The 17418-nt window shown below is 48.1% G+C and carries 16 protein-coding genes; 11 read left to right on the forward strand and 5 right to left on the reverse strand.

Annotation, left to right across the window (positions count from 1 at the left end; translation table 11 throughout):
• Positions 1–2: 2 nt before the first annotated feature.
• From AOA63_RS04505 to AOA63_RS04535, 7 genes are read left to right on the forward strand one after another with little or no spacing between them, the layout of a single operon-like run.
• A complete protein-coding gene (locus AOA63_RS04505) occupies positions 3–248 on the forward strand; it encodes a small, acid-soluble spore protein, alpha/beta type (RefSeq protein WP_053958584.1) in 246 nt (81 codons plus the stop codon).
• Between the two features lie 2 nt (positions 249–250).
• Positions 251–985 carry a creatininase family protein gene (locus AOA63_RS04510; protein ID WP_053958585.1) on the forward strand — a complete coding sequence of 245 codons (735 nt, stop codon included), beginning with the start codon at positions 251–253 and terminating at the stop codon, positions 983–985.
• Between the two features lie 20 nt (positions 986–1005).
• Positions 1006–2208: a pyridoxal phosphate-dependent aminotransferase gene (locus tag AOA63_RS04515; RefSeq protein WP_053958586.1), complete on the forward strand. Its 1203-nt coding sequence runs from the start codon at positions 1006–1008 to the stop codon at positions 2206–2208.
• Positions 2205–3569, forward strand: coding sequence for a UDP-N-acetylmuramoyl-L-alanine--D-glutamate ligase (gene murD / locus AOA63_RS04520; RefSeq protein WP_053958587.1), 1365 nt, complete (start codon positions 2205–2207; stop codon positions 3567–3569). Before AOA63_RS04515 ends, murD begins: the two co-directional genes overlap by 4 nt.
• 40 nt (positions 3570–3609) lie before the next feature.
• Positions 3610–5430, forward strand: coding sequence for a translational GTPase TypA (gene typA / locus AOA63_RS04525; protein ID WP_053958588.1), 1821 nt, complete (start codon positions 3610–3612; stop codon positions 5428–5430).
• A 22-nt stretch (positions 5431–5452) separates the two neighbouring features.
• Complete coding sequence (dnaE, locus tag AOA63_RS04530; protein WP_053958589.1) at positions 5453–8212, forward strand: DNA polymerase III subunit alpha; 2760 nt, start codon at positions 5453–5455, stop codon at positions 8210–8212.
• Entirely contained in the window at positions 8209–8745 is a 537-nt protein-coding gene (locus tag AOA63_RS04535; protein WP_053958590.1) for a hypothetical protein, read from the forward strand. The genes dnaE and AOA63_RS04535 overlap by 4 nt, the downstream gene beginning before the upstream one ends.
• A gap of 2 nt (positions 8746–8747) precedes the next feature.
• Here the strand turns inward: AOA63_RS04535 and AOA63_RS04540 are convergent, their stop codons facing one another.
• The 5 genes from AOA63_RS04540 to AOA63_RS04560 form a co-directional block, all read right to left on the reverse strand.
• Positions 8748–9053, reverse strand: coding sequence for a hypothetical protein (locus AOA63_RS04540; RefSeq protein WP_053958591.1), 306 nt, complete (start codon positions 9051–9053; stop codon positions 8748–8750).
• A 291-nt stretch (positions 9054–9344) separates the two neighbouring features.
• Complete coding sequence (locus tag AOA63_RS04545; RefSeq protein ID WP_053958592.1) at positions 9345–9929, reverse strand: cob(I)yrinic acid a,c-diamide adenosyltransferase; 585 nt, start codon at positions 9927–9929, stop codon at positions 9345–9347.
• A 44-nt stretch (positions 9930–9973) separates the two neighbouring features.
• Positions 9974–10537, reverse strand: coding sequence for a nitroreductase family protein (locus AOA63_RS04550; RefSeq protein ID WP_053958593.1), 564 nt, complete (start codon positions 10535–10537; stop codon positions 9974–9976).
• 65 nt (positions 10538–10602) lie between these two features.
• A complete protein-coding gene (locus tag AOA63_RS04555) occupies positions 10603–10806 on the reverse strand; it encodes a capping complex subunit for YIEGIA (protein ID WP_020374624.1) in 204 nt (67 codons plus the stop codon).
• Positions 10807–10809: 3 nt separating this feature from the next.
• Positions 10810–11724: a YIEGIA domain-containing protein gene (locus tag AOA63_RS04560; protein WP_053958594.1), complete on the reverse strand. Its 915-nt coding sequence runs from the start codon at positions 11722–11724 to the stop codon at positions 10810–10812.
• Positions 11725–11937: 213 nt separating this feature from the next.
• Here AOA63_RS04560 and AOA63_RS04565 point away from each other — a divergent pair, with 213 nt between their 5' ends.
• From AOA63_RS04565 to AOA63_RS04580, 4 genes are all read left to right on the forward strand, one after another.
• Complete coding sequence (locus AOA63_RS04565; RefSeq protein WP_053958595.1) at positions 11938–12879, forward strand: magnesium transporter CorA family protein; 942 nt, start codon at positions 11938–11940, stop codon at positions 12877–12879.
• Positions 12880–13070: 191 nt separating this feature from the next.
• Complete coding sequence (locus AOA63_RS04570; protein ID WP_053958596.1) at positions 13071–14927, forward strand: PrkA family serine protein kinase; 1857 nt, start codon at positions 13071–13073, stop codon at positions 14925–14927.
• Positions 14924–16075, forward strand: a complete 1152-nt coding sequence (locus AOA63_RS04575) for a DUF444 family protein (RefSeq protein ID WP_053958597.1) — start codon at positions 14924–14926, stop codon at positions 16073–16075. The genes AOA63_RS04570 and AOA63_RS04575 overlap by 4 nt, the downstream gene beginning before the upstream one ends.
• Positions 16053–17291: a SpoVR family protein gene (locus AOA63_RS04580; protein ID WP_053958598.1), complete on the forward strand. Its 1239-nt coding sequence runs from the start codon at positions 16053–16055 to the stop codon at positions 17289–17291. The genes AOA63_RS04575 and AOA63_RS04580 overlap by 23 nt, the downstream gene beginning before the upstream one ends.
• Positions 17292–17418 lie beyond the last annotated feature (127 nt).

Consider the following 17418-nt stretch of genomic DNA (forward strand, 5'->3'; position numbering starts at 1 on the left):
ACATGGCAAAACAATCCCGTAATTCCCAAGGACCTGGTAAACTGAAGACGGATTCCGACTCCCAACGCTTGAATGAGGCCTTAAAATGGGAAGCGGCACAGCAGCTTGGCTTGATTTCCAAAGTTCAGGATGTTGGTTGGGGAGGATTGTCAGCTAAAGAAACTGGCGCTATAGGCGCTTGGGTTATCCGCCTGAAAAGGGAAAGAGGGCTGATAAAACATCCGTCAACGCGTTCAAAGGATGAATGAGAATGTACTGGGATCAGATCACCACAAAAAATTTCTTGGAACATATTATCGGGCACTATGATACGGCTATCTTGCCTACGGGCAGCGTCGAAGCTCACGGGCAACATTGTCCATTGGGCACCGATAACATGGCCCCGTGGTATTTTGCTGAACAACTGGAAAAAACCTATTCAGACCGGATCCTTATTTTGCCTCCAGTGCCTTATGGGCACACACCGGATTTAAGTGTGTGGGCAGGCACCATTTCCGTATCGGCAAGCGTATTACAACAATACGTGGCGGAAATCGGCATCGGCGTTGCCCAATGGGGTATTAAAAATCTTATCTTATTGAATGGCCACGGCGGTAATACATCGGCATTACAAGCCGCGATGGAGCAGATTGCCGCCGAAAATGTGCGAGTTGTGCTTGTGAATTGGTGGTTGGACTTTAGCCAGCAAATCTTAAGGATCACAACAAGCCAAGGTCATGCGGGAGAAGACGAAACGTCGGTGATGCTAGCTATTGCACCAGAGCTGGTGCATATGGACGATGCATCATTTAACCCTTTTCGCCCGCGTTATCGAATGAAAGGTCCAGGAATTAACGATAAAAGTCTCCGTCATGCAACTACGGGTGACGGACGACTGGGCACCAAGGAGAAAGGGGAAAAAATTGCGGCCGTGGTCGTTCAAGAATTGAGCCTGCTCCTTGAACGCCTTTGGAATGATGATCTATTCGAACGCACGTCGTCATAACATTTTCAAGGAGGGCCCCTATGGTAAAGACGTTGTCCCTAGCAAACAGAGTTGCACAATTAAAACCGTCACCCACCATGGCTATCGATGCTAAAGCCAAAGCGTTAATGGCTCAGGGGAATGATGTGGTCAATTTCGGGGCGGGTGAGCCAGATTTTGATACGCCCGAAAATATTCGCGAAGCGGCTATTCAAGCTATAAATCACGGGCATACTCGCTATACGGCGGTGGGCGGCATTGAAGCTCTTAAGGTAGCCATTGCCGAACGGATTCATTTAGATACAGGATTACGTTACGAACCCGATGAAATATTAGTGTCTGTCGGAGCTAAACATTCGCTCTATAATGCCGTGATGGCCTTGGTGAATCCCGGTGATGGGGTCTTATTACCGGTTCCCTATTGGGTGACGTATCCCGAACAAATTACATTGGCTGAGGGTGTTGTCCAATATGTGCCTATTGCGCCGCAACATGATGGTGAATTGCATGCCGACGATTTAGAGAAAGTTGTAACCAATTCCTCTCGAGGCTTGATGCTCAATTCACCGAGCAATCCCAGCGGCGTGGTCATCCGCCCTTCAGTTCTTGAAGAGATAGCGCAGTTTGCGGTGGCGCATGATTTATGGGTGATTTCGGATGAAATTTACAATCGGTTGGTCTATGATGACACGGTGCATGTATCCATTGCCCGCTTCAAAGAAATGCGGGAACGCACTCTTATTATTAATGGGGTCTCAAAATCTTATGCGATGACCGGATGGCGTATTGGGTATGCTGCAGGCCCCAAACATTTAATTAAAGCGATGGCGAGTCTGCAGTCGCAATCGACGTCCAATCCCTCGACCATTTCTCAATATGCGGCCCTTGAGGCCCTGACCGGCCCGCAGGATGAGGTCGATGCCATGCGGCGCGAGTTTGATCGACGTCGGCGTTATATTGTGGGACGGCTCAATGCGATGGTCGGTTTAGCTGCTTCGACACCGCAGGGCGCATTTTATGTCTGGGTGAATATGGCCGCATGGAAAGGGCGACAGGTTGGAGGCCGGGTTATTCGCGATGCCGATGATTTGGCTCTCGCCTGGTTAGAACAAGCCAATGTTGCGGTGGTGCCCGGATCAGGTTTTGGAATGCCTGATTATTTCCGCATGTCCTATGCCACCTCGATGGAGCGTATTGAAACGGGATTAGACCGTATGGAAAAATTGTTGGAGTCGGCAGAATGAGTCAGCAAAAGACGGTTGCTATTGTTGGACTAGGGGTTAATAACCGACCCCTGGTCCCTTTTCTCCTCGCTCAAGGAGCAGAGGTGATAGTGGCTGATAAGAGGCCGGAAGAAGTCATTCGCGAGTCCTTGAGGGAGATGGGGTTGGGGGATATTCCCGTCCTGGGCGGAGAACACTATCTTTCCGCGTTATCTCGGGTTCCTCACCTTGACACGGTTTATTTAACCCCGGGGATGGTGAAAAATCTGCCACCGATTGAACAAATGAGAAAGCAAGGAACCAAAATTTCTTGTGAAACGGACGTATTCTTTCAATACTGTCCTGCGCCCATCATGGGAATTACTGGATCGGCAGGCAAGACCACAACTACGACCTTAGTGGGAGAAGCCCTACGTGAAGACGGTACGCGTCTTGTATTTGTGGGCGGAAATATTGGTCACTCATTATGGGATGATTTTAGGCACATTAGACCCGACAGTTGGGTAGTTATGGAACTGTCCAGCTTTCAATTGGAATTGGTGGAACACAGTCCACACGGGGCGGCTATCCTCAATCTCTCGCCCAATCATTTAGATATTCATGGCTCCATGAGTTCTTATGCCCAAGCCAAGTCTCATATTTTTCAATTCCAAAGTCCTGATGACTGGTTGCTGTTACCCTATCCTCCGACCTTTTTGAATATGATGGAAGCTGTTCCTGAAGGACGTGTTCTATATTTTTCGCTGGAGGATCACGGTCAAGCAGGAACCTTTATCACGCAAGACTGGATCATGTTTAGGGACTTTTCTCATGCCCTTACGCCCTGTTTTCCTGTCAATAGCATTCAGCTGCCGGGAACTCATAACGTTCTGAACGTTTTGGCTGCAGTCGCTATCGTCAAAATGGCGGGAGGCGATATGCATGCGATGAGAAGGGCTATCGAGCGTTTTCATGGTGTGCCGCATCGTTTGGAAAAAGTGCGTAAACATGATAACATCTTATATATTAACGACTCCATCGCCACGGCCCCGGACCGGACAATGGCAGCATTGCGGGCTATTACGGACCCGATAGTCTTGATAGCTGGAGGATATGACAAACATCTGGACTACGATGCGTTGGGGCAAGCAATTGCTCACAGTTCGGTGCATCATGTTATCGTTCTCGGGCAAGTTCGTGAAAAGCTTGCCCAAGCTATAGCGCGGTATAGTACAATACCGGTTATGCGTGTTGATACATTTGAACAGGCTGTGGATACAGCCCGTCAAGTGGCGAAGGCTGGTGACACGGTGTTATTGTCACCGGCAGCGGCTAGCTATGATATGTTTCAAAACTTTGAAGAGCGCGGCCAACGATTTCGCGAAATTGTGAACAGGTTGTAAGGAGTAACGGGGAGTTTGTTTATTCAGGAGGGCTTTTAAGTTGGAACGGCGCGACATACGAAATATAGCAATTATTGCACATGTTGACCATGGCAAAACTACGTTGGTGGATGCCATGTTACGGCAAAGTGGAATTTTTCGGGATCCTAGTCAAATGACCGATCGGGTTCTGGATTCGAATGATTTAGAGAGGGAACGGGGTATTACCATTTTGTCAAAGACTACCGCCATCCGGTACCACGATACGACAATAAACATTGTTGATACACCGGGGCATGCCGACTTTGGTGGGGAAGTGGAACGCATTTTAAGCATGGTCGATGGAGCGCTCTTGGTCGTCGATGCCAATGAAGGCCCCATGCCGCAAACACGGTATGTTCTTCAAAAAGCGTTGAGCGCAGGGATTAAGCCTATTGTCGTGCTGAATAAAATGGACCGCGAAGGTGCACGTCCTCATGAGGTTGTCGACCAAGTACTGGAACTCTTCATTGATTTGGAAGCATCGGATGACCAACTCGAATTTCCTGTGTTATATGCGTCAGCTAAACAAGGGATTGCTTCGGTCGAACCAGTGTTGCCGGAAAGCGGATCATTAGAACCGTTATTCGAGACGATTCTCCGGGAAATTCCGTTTCCTGTAGGAGATGAATCAGCACCTTTGCAAATCTTGGTAACGACCTTAGAACACGATGAATATTTAGGACGTATGGCCATAGGCCGCGTTACCCAAGGTCGTGTGGCCGTTAATCAAACGGTAGGGATTGTTGACCATGACGGAGCGGTCCGGCGAGCGCGATTAAGCAAAATTTTTGGCCGCATCGGTCTTAAACGAGTGGAATTAGAAACAGCTACCGTCGGAGATATTGTCACATTAGCGGGGTTGCCCGATGTGAATATTGGGGAAACCATTACCGATGCGGACAATCCCATGCCATTACCGCCCATTGTCGTTGATGAACCGACATTGACCATTTTAATTGGTGTCAATACGAGTCCTTTTGCTGGTCAAGAGGGACAATTTGTTACCTCGCGTCACTTGCGAGAACGGCTATTACGAGAACAAGAGCGGAATGTGGCCTTAAAAGTGGAAGAAACTGAAGATGCCGAAGTGTTTCGGGTATCCGGCCGTGGTGAACTCCACTTGGGAATTTTATTAGAGCAAATGCGGCGGGAAGGATACGAAATGGAAGTGTCCAAACCAGAGGTCATTATGCACAAAACGCCGGAAGGACTGATGGAACCGGTCGAGCATCTCTATCTTGATGTGCCGGACGAATATGTTGGACCCGTGATGGAACTATTGGGACCGCGTAAGGCAGAAATGCTGCACATGGGACAGGCAGGTCCTAATCAGACCCGATTGGAATTTTTAATTCCAGCTCGGGGATTGTTAGGATTTCGGACCGCTTTTGTCAACCAAACCCGAGGATACGGCATCATGAATCATTTGTTCGAAGGCTATCAGCCTTATTCTGGGCCGATTGAAGAAGCGCCTCGAGGGGCTTTAATTGCCATCGAGGATGGCGTAACGACGTCCTATGCTTTAGACAACGCGCAACAACGCGGCATACTTTTTGTGGGGCCGGGGACACCTGTATATGCCGGGATGGTCGTTGGTGAAAATAGTCGCCCAACCGATCTTGAATTGAACGTATGTAAAAAGAAACATGTGACGAATATGCGGAGCTCTACTTCGGATGAAGCAGTGCGATTAACCCCGCCTAGGCCCTTAACCCTGGATTTAGCGTTAGAATATGTCAAATCCGATGAACTGGTGGAGATTACGCCAAAATCTATTCGATTGCGGAAAGCGACATTAGATAAGACTTTGCGCAAACGAGAAAAGATCCAAAAATTGTAAGGCCGGAAGGTAAGGATGCCTCATGCTGTCCTTTCCGTTGCTTAACATTTGGTCAGCTTATTCGTTATTGCAATCGACATGGGATATATCGGTCGGACTTTCCGAATTACATACTTTAGGGTATGCATCGGCGGGTCTGGCCGATTATCTTTCCTTGGCGGCATCTGAATATTTCGATCGGGAGGCGCGGCTTCAGAAAATTCAGCCGTGGTTAGGACTGAGCCGGCGCGTGCAAATATCTACCGCATCGTGTCTTGTGTCTTTGTATGCATTAGATGAGACCGGATGGCAAGAGCTTTGTGGCATGACCCAAAATGATATGGTGGCTGACATTGAACAAGTGGCATCGCCACATCTTCTCTTATTGTTGTGGCATGAGACACGCTCAGATTGGGAACCCGCTTTGCCCTTGATTCGCTCCCTTCCTTTTGGTGTGATTGTGGAGGAACTTGTGCCTAACATGCCCTCTCATGATTTATTGTGGATTCCTTTTTGCCCTGTTCGATTTAATCGCCATCCGGATGCCGCACAAGCGTATCATGTCTTAACGCGTCTGGGTAATTTTAAGCCTTCGGTTTATGCTAGCAGTATTCAAAGTCCTGAGCAGCTATTGCAATCCTATCCAGCACACTGGCGCTCACGTCTCTTCCAAGACCGCGCACCTAACGTGTTGCCACGACAGGGATTTTATATACCATCTTTCAGTTCATCCGCAAAAGATGACGAAGAAATATTATGGAAAAAAGCTCGAAGGGGACTCGAAACGTGGCATCCGGAGCCATTTTCTCATTACCAAGAACGCCTTCAACATGAATTGCAGATTATTACAGATATGGGATATGCCTCGTATTTTTTGATTGTACAGGATTTGGTGCATTTTGCGGTGCGACATCACATTGCCATTGGACCGGGACGTGGATCGGCTGCGGGGAGCCTGGTTGCGCGGGTGCTGGGAATTACTCGCATTGACCCCTTAGAGCATCATTTAATTTTTGAGCGATTTCTCAATCCGTACCGCAAGAATCTTCCTGACATAGACCTGGATGTTGATTCCCAAAAGCGCTACCAATTAATAGCGTATTTACGCGACCGATGGGGCGAAGACCATGTGGCCCAAATTGGAACCTATGGAACATTAGGAGTGCGTGCGGTTTTACGGGACGTGGCCCGTGTTCTGGGGATTTCGAATACGCAAGTTGACGAGGTTTTACATGTTGTTCAGGGGATGGCTGCCCAGCGCATGGATGATGGAGGGCCTGAATTGCGGACTATGATGGACCGGGTTGATCCTAGTGGGCAGTGGTGGACAGTGAGTCGGTTACTGGAGGGACTGCCCCGTCATGCTTCAATCCATGCGGCAGGCGTGGTCTTATCCAATCGCCCTTTAGGCGAATTTATCCCTTGTGTCAAAGACCCAGATGGCCAGTTAGTCACCCAAATGGATATGACCTCTGTGGAACATTTGGGCTTGTTGAAGCTAGATCTGTTAGGACTACGAACTCTGAGTGTTATTGACCGGATCCACCGGGAGCATGAGGACATGTTTGACCAGGTCGATCGACACGACGAACGAACCATAAAACTCTTGGGCCGTGGGGATACTGATGCCATATTTCAGCTGGACGGCAAAGGAGTGCGTCAGCTGTTGCAACGTATGAAACCGCAACGAGCGGAAGACATTATCGATGTCGTAGCGTTATATCGTCCAGGCCCGATGGAGACAATTCAAACCTATTTAGAACGGCGTCAGGGGCAACAGCCTATTCCTGATGATGTTCTGGGAAGCGTGTGTCAAGATACTTTTGGGGTAATGATTTATCAAGAACAGTTAATGAGCTTGGTGCAACGTGTTGGTGGATATTCGTTAGCCGAGGCGGATTTATTTCGACGAGCTATTAGTAAAAAGGATCATCAAACTCTTGCCAACATGGCGTCTGACTTCATGACCCGTGCATTACATTTGGGATGGAGACAAGAAGAAATACAAAATCTTTGGGCACGCATTACGGCCTTTGCCGATTATGGGTTTAATAAGTCCCATGCGGCAGCGTATGGGATGTTGAGTTATTACATGGCGTTTCTTAAAGCGCATTTTCCACTGCACTTTTGGGCAGCCGAACTAAGTACTTTAAGTCCAGATCGCTTAGGACACGAAATGATTGCGGCTGTGAGTCAGGGCATCGTCATACGCCCTCCGGACATTCGGTATAGCGCTGAAGAATTTCAAGTCATTGCCGAAGAAATCTATGCGGGATTGTCGGTTATTCGAGGACTGAATCCCGAAATAGCCGAACAGATCCGGAAAGATCGTGAAGAAGGGGGAAGCTATTCATCCCAACAAGAGGCATATAACCGGATTTCTCGACGGGTTGGTCCACGGGTGGCAGATCTATTACAAGAAGCCGGGTGTCTCGCGGCGTTACCGGGCCGTGTTGCCCGCTCATCACAATTAGAATTGTTTTCCACGGAGAAGGCTTCGGAGGATTTTAGGGTAGATGCGGTAAAAAGTTTTGGTATGCGGTGGCCTGTGGCCAATGGGCCAATTTATGTGCGCATTACCGGGTCCATCGATGTAAGATGGTGGCAAAGAGCCTTATTTGACATTGCGCAAAATTATCCGGGTTCATGTCCTGTTATTATAGGAAATGAAAAAGGGCGTGCGTGGAAGTTTGAGGCCATGCTGATGAAGGCCACGTGGCAGAGTTTAGATGCAATCCGGCAGTTACCGAATGTTATTGCCTGTGGGCGACGTGTAGAGCAGAAAGAGGGGTGGATCATATGAGTAAAATATCGCGGGAAGAACTTGTTCAACATTTAACACCACCGCCGGGGATTACGATGCCTCCCTATCCCGCCAAGCGCGACAAGATTTACCGGACTGCCTTGGTCACGTTGGTAGTGGGGCTTGTGGGCGAGGCGATTGCTCGTCTTATCCATTCGCATTCATTACAATTTTGGATGCAGGGATGGATTAGTGCAAGTCTCATCGTTGCGGGATGGACGTTTTTAGTATGGCTCAAACAATGGCGTTGGATCGTTCGCTCCTTAGTGATTTTGGGGTTGGTGCTGTGGCCGATTTGGCCCTTAGGAGGATGGGCTTTCTCCTTGGCTGGCAGTGCCATTATGGCAGCCAAAGAAACCCATTGTTTTCATTTCTGGGCCGGAAAAGTCATTCCGTGGTACTCGGTGGCTCTAGGCATCTTACTAATATTCCATGTTAGTGAGCCTTATTTAGGTTTGGCATGGCTGGGATTGGCGGCATTGTGGCTTAGTTTGGTACTGGGTCGAGCCAAATTACCCTTGTTTGAGGTGTAAAGCTAATGCCCAAAAGAAACAACAATTTCAACAAGGGCTGTTAACAGGGATATGGTTCCTATGATCACGGTTGAGAGCCCAGAATTTGGCAGAAGAAGGAGAGCCAGATAAAGTCCCATAAAAGTGACCGTCATCCATATTAAAAACCGTTCAAATATGATAGTGCGGTATCCGATGATCGCATCAATCAAGGTTCCGGTAATGCCAATGATCAATCCGGTGAGCACGAGTGTTGTAATCATAACAGGATCCGGAAACCATTGACCGTTGACAAACCGTACGAGAAGCCAGATTCCTATGATGAGCATCAGGGGTGTCACAATCTTGGGGAGACTGAGAAATTTGATGGGCCACAGCTCCTTTTACTCGGGGATGTTGTTTTAAGGATTTACCATGCCAGCGAAATTTATGTTTAGGTTCCTTTAGAAGGACTAGAATAGAAGGACTAGAAGGACTCATTTGCCGCTTCGGCGCCCCTATAGCAAAGGGGTTTATGGATATCTGAGAAGAGGGAGGAATTTTTAAGCAGTTAGCCTTTGTCACAAAAAGATATCACAGCATATCCTGCCAACTGGCAAGATGATGCGTGATATCTGGTCTTAATATGTTTGTGGCATTCCGGTGACCTCTTCATGGATGCCTAATTGCGCATTCACATAACGGGCCGCCGCGAACAGAACATCCGAGAGCCGATTCATAAATGTTAAAACGGCATGGGGCACTTTCTCTATCTTGTTGAGTGCCCAAATTTCCCGCTCAGCGCGTCGGCACACGGTTGTGGCGATATACAGGCTTGTTGCGGCTAAACTCCCTTCTGGAATCGTAAAGGGTTTCCATGGGGGGGTATGGTTTCGGAGCCGATCAGCTAATTGTTCTAACTGTTTGGTTAAAGCCGGTGGCGTACTGGCCTGGGCTTCATCGTCAAATGTTGTCGATAAGTCGCGGCCGACCATAAACAAACGGTGTTGCAGGTCGTGAAGAAACTCCTCTAAATGAGTCCATTCGTCGGGAATGGGTGAGGGCCGAGACTCTGACAAATAGGCGCGAGCTTGCCCGATGAACGCATTAAGCTCGTAAAGAGTGCCGTAAGCATTAACTCTTTGCGAATGCTTTTCGATTTTTTGACCGGTACTCAAACGCGTGATGCCACCATCACCATTTCGAGTGTAGATGCGGCTCGGCATAGAGCACTCCTTTCTAAGAGGTCAAACGGTTCGCCTCTTAGCAATCACGTTAACCACAAAGTTTTGTCTTCTGCTGCGATTCTGGGCACATGAGGAATATCTTCAGGATACCCGGCGCGAACCAATGCGACAATCCTTTCATTGGCGGCAACCTGACAGAGCTTTAACACCGGTTGGTAGCGGGTGATGGCGCCTGTACCCCAATAAGTGCCCACACCCTGACTCCAGGCTGCGAGCATCATGGCATACGTTGCACAGCTCACGGCTGCATAATCTTCTTGTTGGCGATATGGATCATCCGCTAATACTTGGATAACGGCAATGACCACGCTCAGCATCGCGAAGTCTTGGCGTGCTTGTTCCGCGATGCGTTCGGCGTGGGGACGATTTTGTTTTTGCGCTTTGTCCAATGCTACCTCATACCGGTAATTAGCCAGTTGCTCCAAACTTTGGCCGCGGATGACGACAAACCGCCATGGTTGAGTCAAATGATGATTCGGAGCCTGAATTGCGGCATTTAGCATCAGGCGGATAATGTTATCGGGGACAGGGTCCGTGCGAAACCGATGAATCGTACGCCGAGTGATGAGTCCCTCATAAAGATCCATAAAGAGCGTAGCCTCCTGATACCATTATGCCATTAGATGGTATCAAAAATCTGTCACGGACGCTACTAGGTGGCCTGGTTCACGGTCAAGATCAGTGTCCCATTATGCAAGTCATGCACAATGGCATTGGTAATGCGCGTGAGCCACATGGCAATTCTTTCCCGCTCTTGATCGTCTTCGGCGATGAAGATGGGAGCCATGCCACCCGTTACGGAATCTTTTTTGGTGGTTACGATAGCAAACATGACGGGCGTCGGGGCATCAGCCAAGGTTCACATCTCCTTTCGATTTAATACCGGACTGGTCATACGACTCCATTTGCTGGATTCCAAGACGGGGGTGCGTTTGATGGCACGAATTAATTTGTTGATATCGCGGTCAACCGGCAAGATGGATAAGCCAGCTTTGCCCGTTCCCGCGGGCATTTCCATCCGACATAATGGTGTTTGTTCGGGATAACCAACGTCTTTTTGCACGCCAACGGCTGCAGCAGCTTCATAAGCAATGGCTTGGCGCTGGGAAATGTTCCAGAGAGCGGCTTGTCCCCGTTCATTTTTGGGGGTAAGCACGACAGCTAGTCCTTCTTTTTCGTAGCGTTCCCGAGAATGGGGCAATCCAACTTCCATCATCATCACATCGCCTGCATAAAGCAAAGACCCTTTGTCAAAAGTGATTTTGGCCGGCTGAACATCGACCACATCGCCAATGTGTTTGCCGGACATGAAGATTTCCGAAATGATAAGAATCACAATGCCGCCGATAATGCCCAATACTAACCCGCCGAGTTGGGTAATTGCAGAGGTTAGGAGAGCAACCAGCATGGCGAGGTAATTTCTCGCTTCATAGGTGATCGCTATACCTTCGATATAACCTGGTCCTCTGGATACGAGAATCAGTTTTTCTTCTTGTTCAAGAGTTTTGCGCTCGGTGTTTCGAACATCCCGGAACTGTGTGGCGGCTAACGTCAAAAATGTTGCGGCCGTAAATTCCTTGCCGATGAGTGAGGTCAGCACACTGGAACCGATCATCGCCGCAATGATAGCGAGCGCGACCTGCGAAACATATCCCGATGGGTATCCGGGATAATGAGTGCTACCACTTTTCAGAGATATGAGCCGGGACAGCAAACCGGCCACAAATCCAACAATCATGGGCGTCCAATCAATGGGTCCTGAACTTCCTGACATAACATCCTCCTACTATCAAGACTTCGATCTGGCTGTGGTGCACACATCTTGGGTACGTGTGCACGTGTTGTGACGTCTGGCTTTGGTCGGTAGTATTGTGGATCATTTGCAGTTATGGCATACATGCTTTTGTGTGAGGGACACTGAAAACGACAGGCGCGATCGGATATCGTTGCCACGATTCAGGGGATTCATGGAAGGAGGAAGTCGTGCGTGCCAAAATATTTGGCCATGATTGACGACAAAACCGTGGAAAAACACACGTGGCCCGAGGGTGAGGCCGTTCTTTGGGTAGATTTGGGGGATGAGGAAAAAGACGAACTGCAGGATATTGTCAATCGCTTATACCGTGCTCATCCGGTGGCCGTCGAAAAGGTTTTGCAGGGTCATGAACGCCCTTCAGGTTTTTTGATTGAACAGGATGCTATTGTAGCGGTGATTTCTGATCCTACAGCGAATGTAGCAGACAAAACGCGCCGACCTATAGGTTTATTTTTTGGTCAACGCTTTTTAGTCACAACCCATTTTCATGGGGATAATGGGTTGATTGATACCACATGGAATAAGGCGATAAAGGAAAATATGCTTGAACAAGGTCTCGATTTTGCCTTGTATTACTTGCTATATAATCATTTACGCCACTTTTACCAAGCCACTCGTCAAATTGGCCAAGATTTTGAACGTCTTCACGTGGAGTTGTTGCGCGAACCAACCAAAAATCTCGCCCTTAAAATCGTTGATTTGCGTAAAAAAACCTATTGGTTGTATAAGGTCATTCGTCCCGAAATAAAAATATTTGCCTTACTTAAGGAGCACATTCCTTATATAAAACGAGTTAACCGTCCCTATTTTGAAGATTTATACAGTCAGATCGAAGAGATTTTAACGGATGTTGAAGCATACCGGGATGGACTAGAAGGAATGGTGGAGGCATTCTCCGGGATGCAATCCAATGAGATTAATAAGGTGATGAAATTTTTGACCATCATTTCAGTTCTTGCTCTGCCAGCCACCACGATCGCCTCCATTTACGGGATGAATTTCTGGATTCCGGAAATCCATTGGCACTACGGTTATTGGTATTCCCTTATCGTGATGTTCTTGGTTACGGTCGCATTGCTTCTATATATGCAGCGCAATCGGTGGTTCCGCTAACATCGTGTCAAGGGTCGGGAAGATTATTGGCGGATGAAGGTTTGTCGAGATCATGTTCTCAACCGCGGGATGTTCCAGGCCTCTCTCTATTGGTCTCTTGGTAGAATATCACCAGATAAATTTCCAAGAAACGGATAATGTGGGCGTTAATGGAGAAACTAAAACAAAGACTGATTGAGGAGGAACTGCCCATGTTATCTGAACGGGGAGACGAGCCAAAAAACAATGCTTATTTTGTGGAGCCAGAGTGGTCGGGAACGTTCAGTCAATATCTTGACATTGTCCGTGCTATGCCAACGGTTGCCGAAAGTGCTCATCATCGGCTGTGGCGCATGGTGATGAGTCGGGGCAAAATCGGTGCGGATGGTCGGAAATATCCATTCTTTACAGATTCGCTATTTGGGATCGACGATACCGTCTCTACCTTGGTGGAAGACTATTTACGACCCGCAGCTCGTGGATTTGAGGTTAAAAAGCGCATTCTCTTACTCGTTGGACCCATTAGTGGCGGCAAGTCAACGCTGGTTACCTTGCTAAAACGGGGTTTGGAAGCTTTCACAGCATTGCCAGAAGGACAATTGTTCGGCATTAAAGGCTGTCCCATGCATGAAGAACCCTTGCACCTGATCCCCGGCCCAATGCGTTCAGAATGGGAAAGAGATTTAGGGGTTAAAATCGAAGGCGAATTGTGTCCAGTTTGTCAATGGCATTTAGCCAATACTTATCAAGGACGGATCGGGCAAGTCCCGGTGGAACGGATCATCCTCTCCGAATATAAACGGATTGGGGTCGGTACCTATGCTCCATCCGATCCCAAATCACAAGATATTGCCGATTTGACGGGTGCTGTGGACTTTCAAGGCTTAGCGCGGTACGGTTCAGAGTCTGATCCACGGGCGTTTCGCTTTGATGGGGAGCTAAACATTGCGAACCGTGGGCTGGTGGAATTTCAGGAGATGCTGAAACTCGATGAAAAATTTCTGTACCAGTTACTTTCTTTAAGTCAAGAAGGCAACATGAAAACCACGCGCTTCCAACTCATTTCGGCTGATGAGGTAATTATCGGCCATACTAACGAACATGAATTTCGCACCTTTATGCAAAATCCACGAAACGAAGCGTTGTTGTCACGCATGTTTGTCATACCTGTTCCCTACAATCTTAATGTTTCGGAAGAGGTGCGAATCTATCAGAAATTGTTAGCTCCATATGAAGTACCAGGGATTCATAAAGGGCCTGGAGCATTACAAGCGGCCGCTGAGGTGGCGATATTGTCTCGGATTAAGGAATTGCCTAAGCCGGGCCGGGATCGCCTAAGCAAATTGCTCTTATATCAGTCCGAGAACAATGATCATGAACGCAAGATGGCCCAGGAGGAAGGCCGCGCGTTGGGAGAAGGCATGACCGGCCTCGATCCCAGATATTTGATCAATCGGCTATCGTCCTTGTTTTCGGACCCTGATCGTGAATGTGTCGATGCTCTTGACGTGTTAGATGCTATTCGGTCCGGTTTGGACAATTCCCCTTTTGGAGACCGGGGCCTAAGGACAGATGTTCAGGAATGGACGCAGAGCGTTAAAACTCTCTATGACCAGCACATTGAAAAGCTGGTTCTTCAAGCCTTCGCAGAGGACTGGAGTGATGAACTTGAACGGCTGTATCACAATTACCTCGATCATGTGATCCGCTTTGTGGAAGATACTCAAGGTGATGAACAACTTCTGCGATCAATCGAAGAACGATTGGGCATTACAGAAACCCAAGCTCCAGCGTTCCGTGAAGAAATTTATGCCCGAATAAAAGCTTCACGAGGGCGGTCGAATCGTGGTTCATATCAGGACTATCCTCATCTTCGTCAAGCCTTGGAACAGAAATTGTTTGATGATCTCCGTGATGTGGTGAAAATCACGACTCAGTCTTTAAACCCTGATCCGAAAACCCTCCAGCGTATTGAACAAGCCGCGCAAAACCTTGTTGCCCATCACGGGTTTTGTCCACGGTGCGCCACCAAGGCTATTCACCATGTGGGAGGCCTGTTAAACCGATGAGAACCTCTTCATATAGCATCGGCAATGGAGAACAGTGGCGTTACCATGGTATTTATCAGGACCAGTGGCGCCATGACCAGAAAGTCAAAGAAGCCGTTAAGGCCAACTTGGCCGACATGGTGTCCGATGAACACATCACAATTGCCGATGGTCGCCGGGTTATCAATGTTCCGTTGCCGGAGCTGAAAGAATTTCGGATTAGCTTTGATTGGCAGCATGTAGAAACCGTTGGACAGACTGATGATACCGTAAGGGGCAGTAAAGGTGAGCACAAAAATTCTCTGGGAACGGGAAAAGAGGGCGGAACAGAAAATGGGGCCGATGTGGAAGACACCGCGGTCACGCTAGAAGAGGCGGCAGACATCATCTTTGAACGGCTGACTCTTCCCGACTTAGATCCCTTAAAACGGGCTTTAGGGGATGGACGTGAATTGCAACCAGAATCATGGGACAAAGTGGGATTAAAAAGTCGGTGGGTCAGAAGGGCAACATTGCGTGAAGCGATGAAGCGACATGTTAAAGAACATCAAGAACGTATTGAAATTCAGCCCTCTGATGTAAGGTATTGGCGCTATGAGGCATTACCAGCTGATGAAGGGGGCGCTGTGGTGTTGGCGATGATGGACACTTCAGGCTCGATGGGCACATTCGAAAAATATTTAGCCAAAAGTTTCTTTTTTTGGACCGTAGAATTTCTCAGGCGAAGTTACCCGCATGTCGAGCTCGTATTTTTAGCGCATGACGTCCGAGCTAGGGAAGTGGATGAAGAAACGTTCTTTCACCGGGGATCATCGGGCGGAACGGTGTCGTCGTCAGTGTACCGGCTCGGTCTCGATATTTTGGAACAGCGTTATCCTGCCGAACAGTTTAATAGTTATGCTTTTCATTTTACGGATGGCGGGAATTTGACTTCTGATAACGCCTTGGCTGTAGAAATTGGGATGGAACTGGCACATCGCACCAATCTGTTTGGTTATGGGGAAATCCACGACACGGACCGTAATCCGTCACCCTTATTCCAATCGTTTCAAGAACGCCAGGGAATCGGCGCGATACTCTTGCGCCGCAAAGAAGATGTGTTTCGCGCGTTGGAATACTATTTCGGAAAGGATAGGGAACACAAGAATGCTCACACCCTCGAAGCTTGAAAGCTTAATTGAGCAAGTTTTGCCTGCAGCACAGTTGTCCGGATTGGACTGTGAACATGTCCATTTCGAATTAGTGGATGCAGAAGACATTCATGCTTTAGCATCTTATCATGGACTCCCCATTCGTTATTCTCATTGGAGTTTTGGAAAGACTTACGGACGATTAAAAACGGCCTATGACTATAGATTATCCCAGATTTATGAGCTCGTTATTAATACCCGTCCATTTTATGCCTTTATCGATCGTCTCAACAGCGACGCGCAAACGTTATTAATTTTGGCTCATGTTTTTGCCCATGTTGATTATTTTTCTCATTCCCGGTTATTTGCCCGGACACCCCATGATATCTTGCATAAAGCCGCCCGGCATGCGAGACAAATAGGGAATTATCGCCGAATTTACGGGAACGAGGCGGTTGAGTCGTTGCTCGATGCAGCCATGGTGGTGGCGGACCATGTCGGAATGTCTCTCGTGATGGCGAGAGGACCCGGGGAAGAAGCCAGTGATGTGTTAGGATATATTGCCGTGCATAGTGCGCATCTCCAAGATTGGGAACGTGAAATTCTCTTGATGATCCGGGAGGAGTCAAAATATTTTTGGCCGCAGCGACTATCAAAAATCAGTAATGAAGGATATGCAACCTTTTGGCATACTCGCTTAATGCGGCAAATCACTCTCTCGCCAGAAGTGGCATGGGAGGTGGCAGAACTGAATAGCAAACTTTTAGCTACGAAGGCACCTCAATTAAACCCCTATGCATTAGGGTCCCAATTATATGATCATTTGTACTCGAAGAAGGGATTAGGCGCGGTTTTTGAAGCTCGTAATATGTTAGATGATGCCGGGTTGATTCGTTTAGCATTAGATGACGAAGTGATCCACACTTGTCATTTAGACATTTACCGAGACCATGATCCCAATGGCAACACGCTCCACGCCGATCTGGCTCATATCCGTGCACAACTCATTCAGGATGTGGAACATGCGGGCATTCCTCTCTTAACGGTTATGGCGGAGAAGTCTAAGCCTCTCGGCCCTCTTCGTATTCAGCACCATTATGATGGGAGAGACTTAGATTTTTATGAATTACCTTTTGCGTTGAAAGCTATTGCACACAGACTCTGGGGTGGACGGGTGGAGATCCACACAATGAAGCAAGGAATGCATCATATTGCGAGCCATGACGGAACAAAATGGGCTGACGAAGTGAGTTAAATCCTCATAACTGACAAGCTATGGATGCATGGGAATAATATATGGCAATAAAATACTTATGGCGATAATTGCCACAATCCACCAAAACACCGGTCCTCCTGCATAGCGTCCTTTTGGCGGAGAGGGA

This window comes from Sulfobacillus thermosulfidooxidans, from assembly GCF_001280565.1.
GTDB lineage: Bacteria > Bacillota > Sulfobacillia > Sulfobacillales > Sulfobacillaceae > Sulfobacillus > Sulfobacillus thermosulfidooxidans_A.

Coding starts and splice junctions, on each gene's coding strand:
- AOA63_RS04505 (WP_053958584.1), top strand. CDS start 3: ATGGCAAAACAATCCCGTAATTCCCAAGGACCTGGTAAACTGAAGACG.
- AOA63_RS04510 (WP_053958585.1), top strand. CDS start 251: ATGTACTGGGATCAGATCACCACAAAAAATTTCTTGGAACATATTATC.
- AOA63_RS04515 (WP_053958586.1), top strand. CDS start 1,006: ATGGTAAAGACGTTGTCCCTAGCAAACAGAGTTGCACAATTAAAACCG.
- murD (WP_053958587.1), top strand. CDS start 2,205: ATGAGTCAGCAAAAGACGGTTGCTATTGTTGGACTAGGGGTTAATAAC.
- dnaE (WP_053958589.1), top strand. CDS start 5,453: ATGCTGTCCTTTCCGTTGCTTAACATTTGGTCAGCTTATTCGTTATTG.
- AOA63_RS04535 (WP_053958590.1), top strand. CDS start 8,209: ATGAGTAAAATATCGCGGGAAGAACTTGTTCAACATTTAACACCACCG.
- AOA63_RS04540 (WP_053958591.1), bottom strand. CDS start 9,053: ATGCTCATCATAGGAATCTGGCTTCTCGTACGGTTTGTCAACGGTCAA.
- AOA63_RS04545 (WP_053958592.1), bottom strand. CDS start 9,929: ATGCCGAGCCGCATCTACACTCGAAATGGTGATGGTGGCATCACGCGT.
- AOA63_RS04550 (WP_053958593.1), bottom strand. CDS start 10,537: ATGGATCTTTATGAGGGACTCATCACTCGGCGTACGATTCATCGGTTT.
- AOA63_RS04560 (WP_053958594.1), bottom strand. CDS start 11,724: ATGTCAGGAAGTTCAGGACCCATTGATTGGACGCCCATGATTGTTGGA.
- AOA63_RS04570 (WP_053958596.1), top strand. CDS start 13,071: ATGTTATCTGAACGGGGAGACGAGCCAAAAAACAATGCTTATTTTGTG.
- AOA63_RS04575 (WP_053958597.1), top strand. CDS start 14,924: ATGAGAACCTCTTCATATAGCATCGGCAATGGAGAACAGTGGCGTTAC.
- AOA63_RS04580 (WP_053958598.1), top strand. CDS start 16,053: ATGCTCACACCCTCGAAGCTTGAAAGCTTAATTGAGCAAGTTTTGCCT.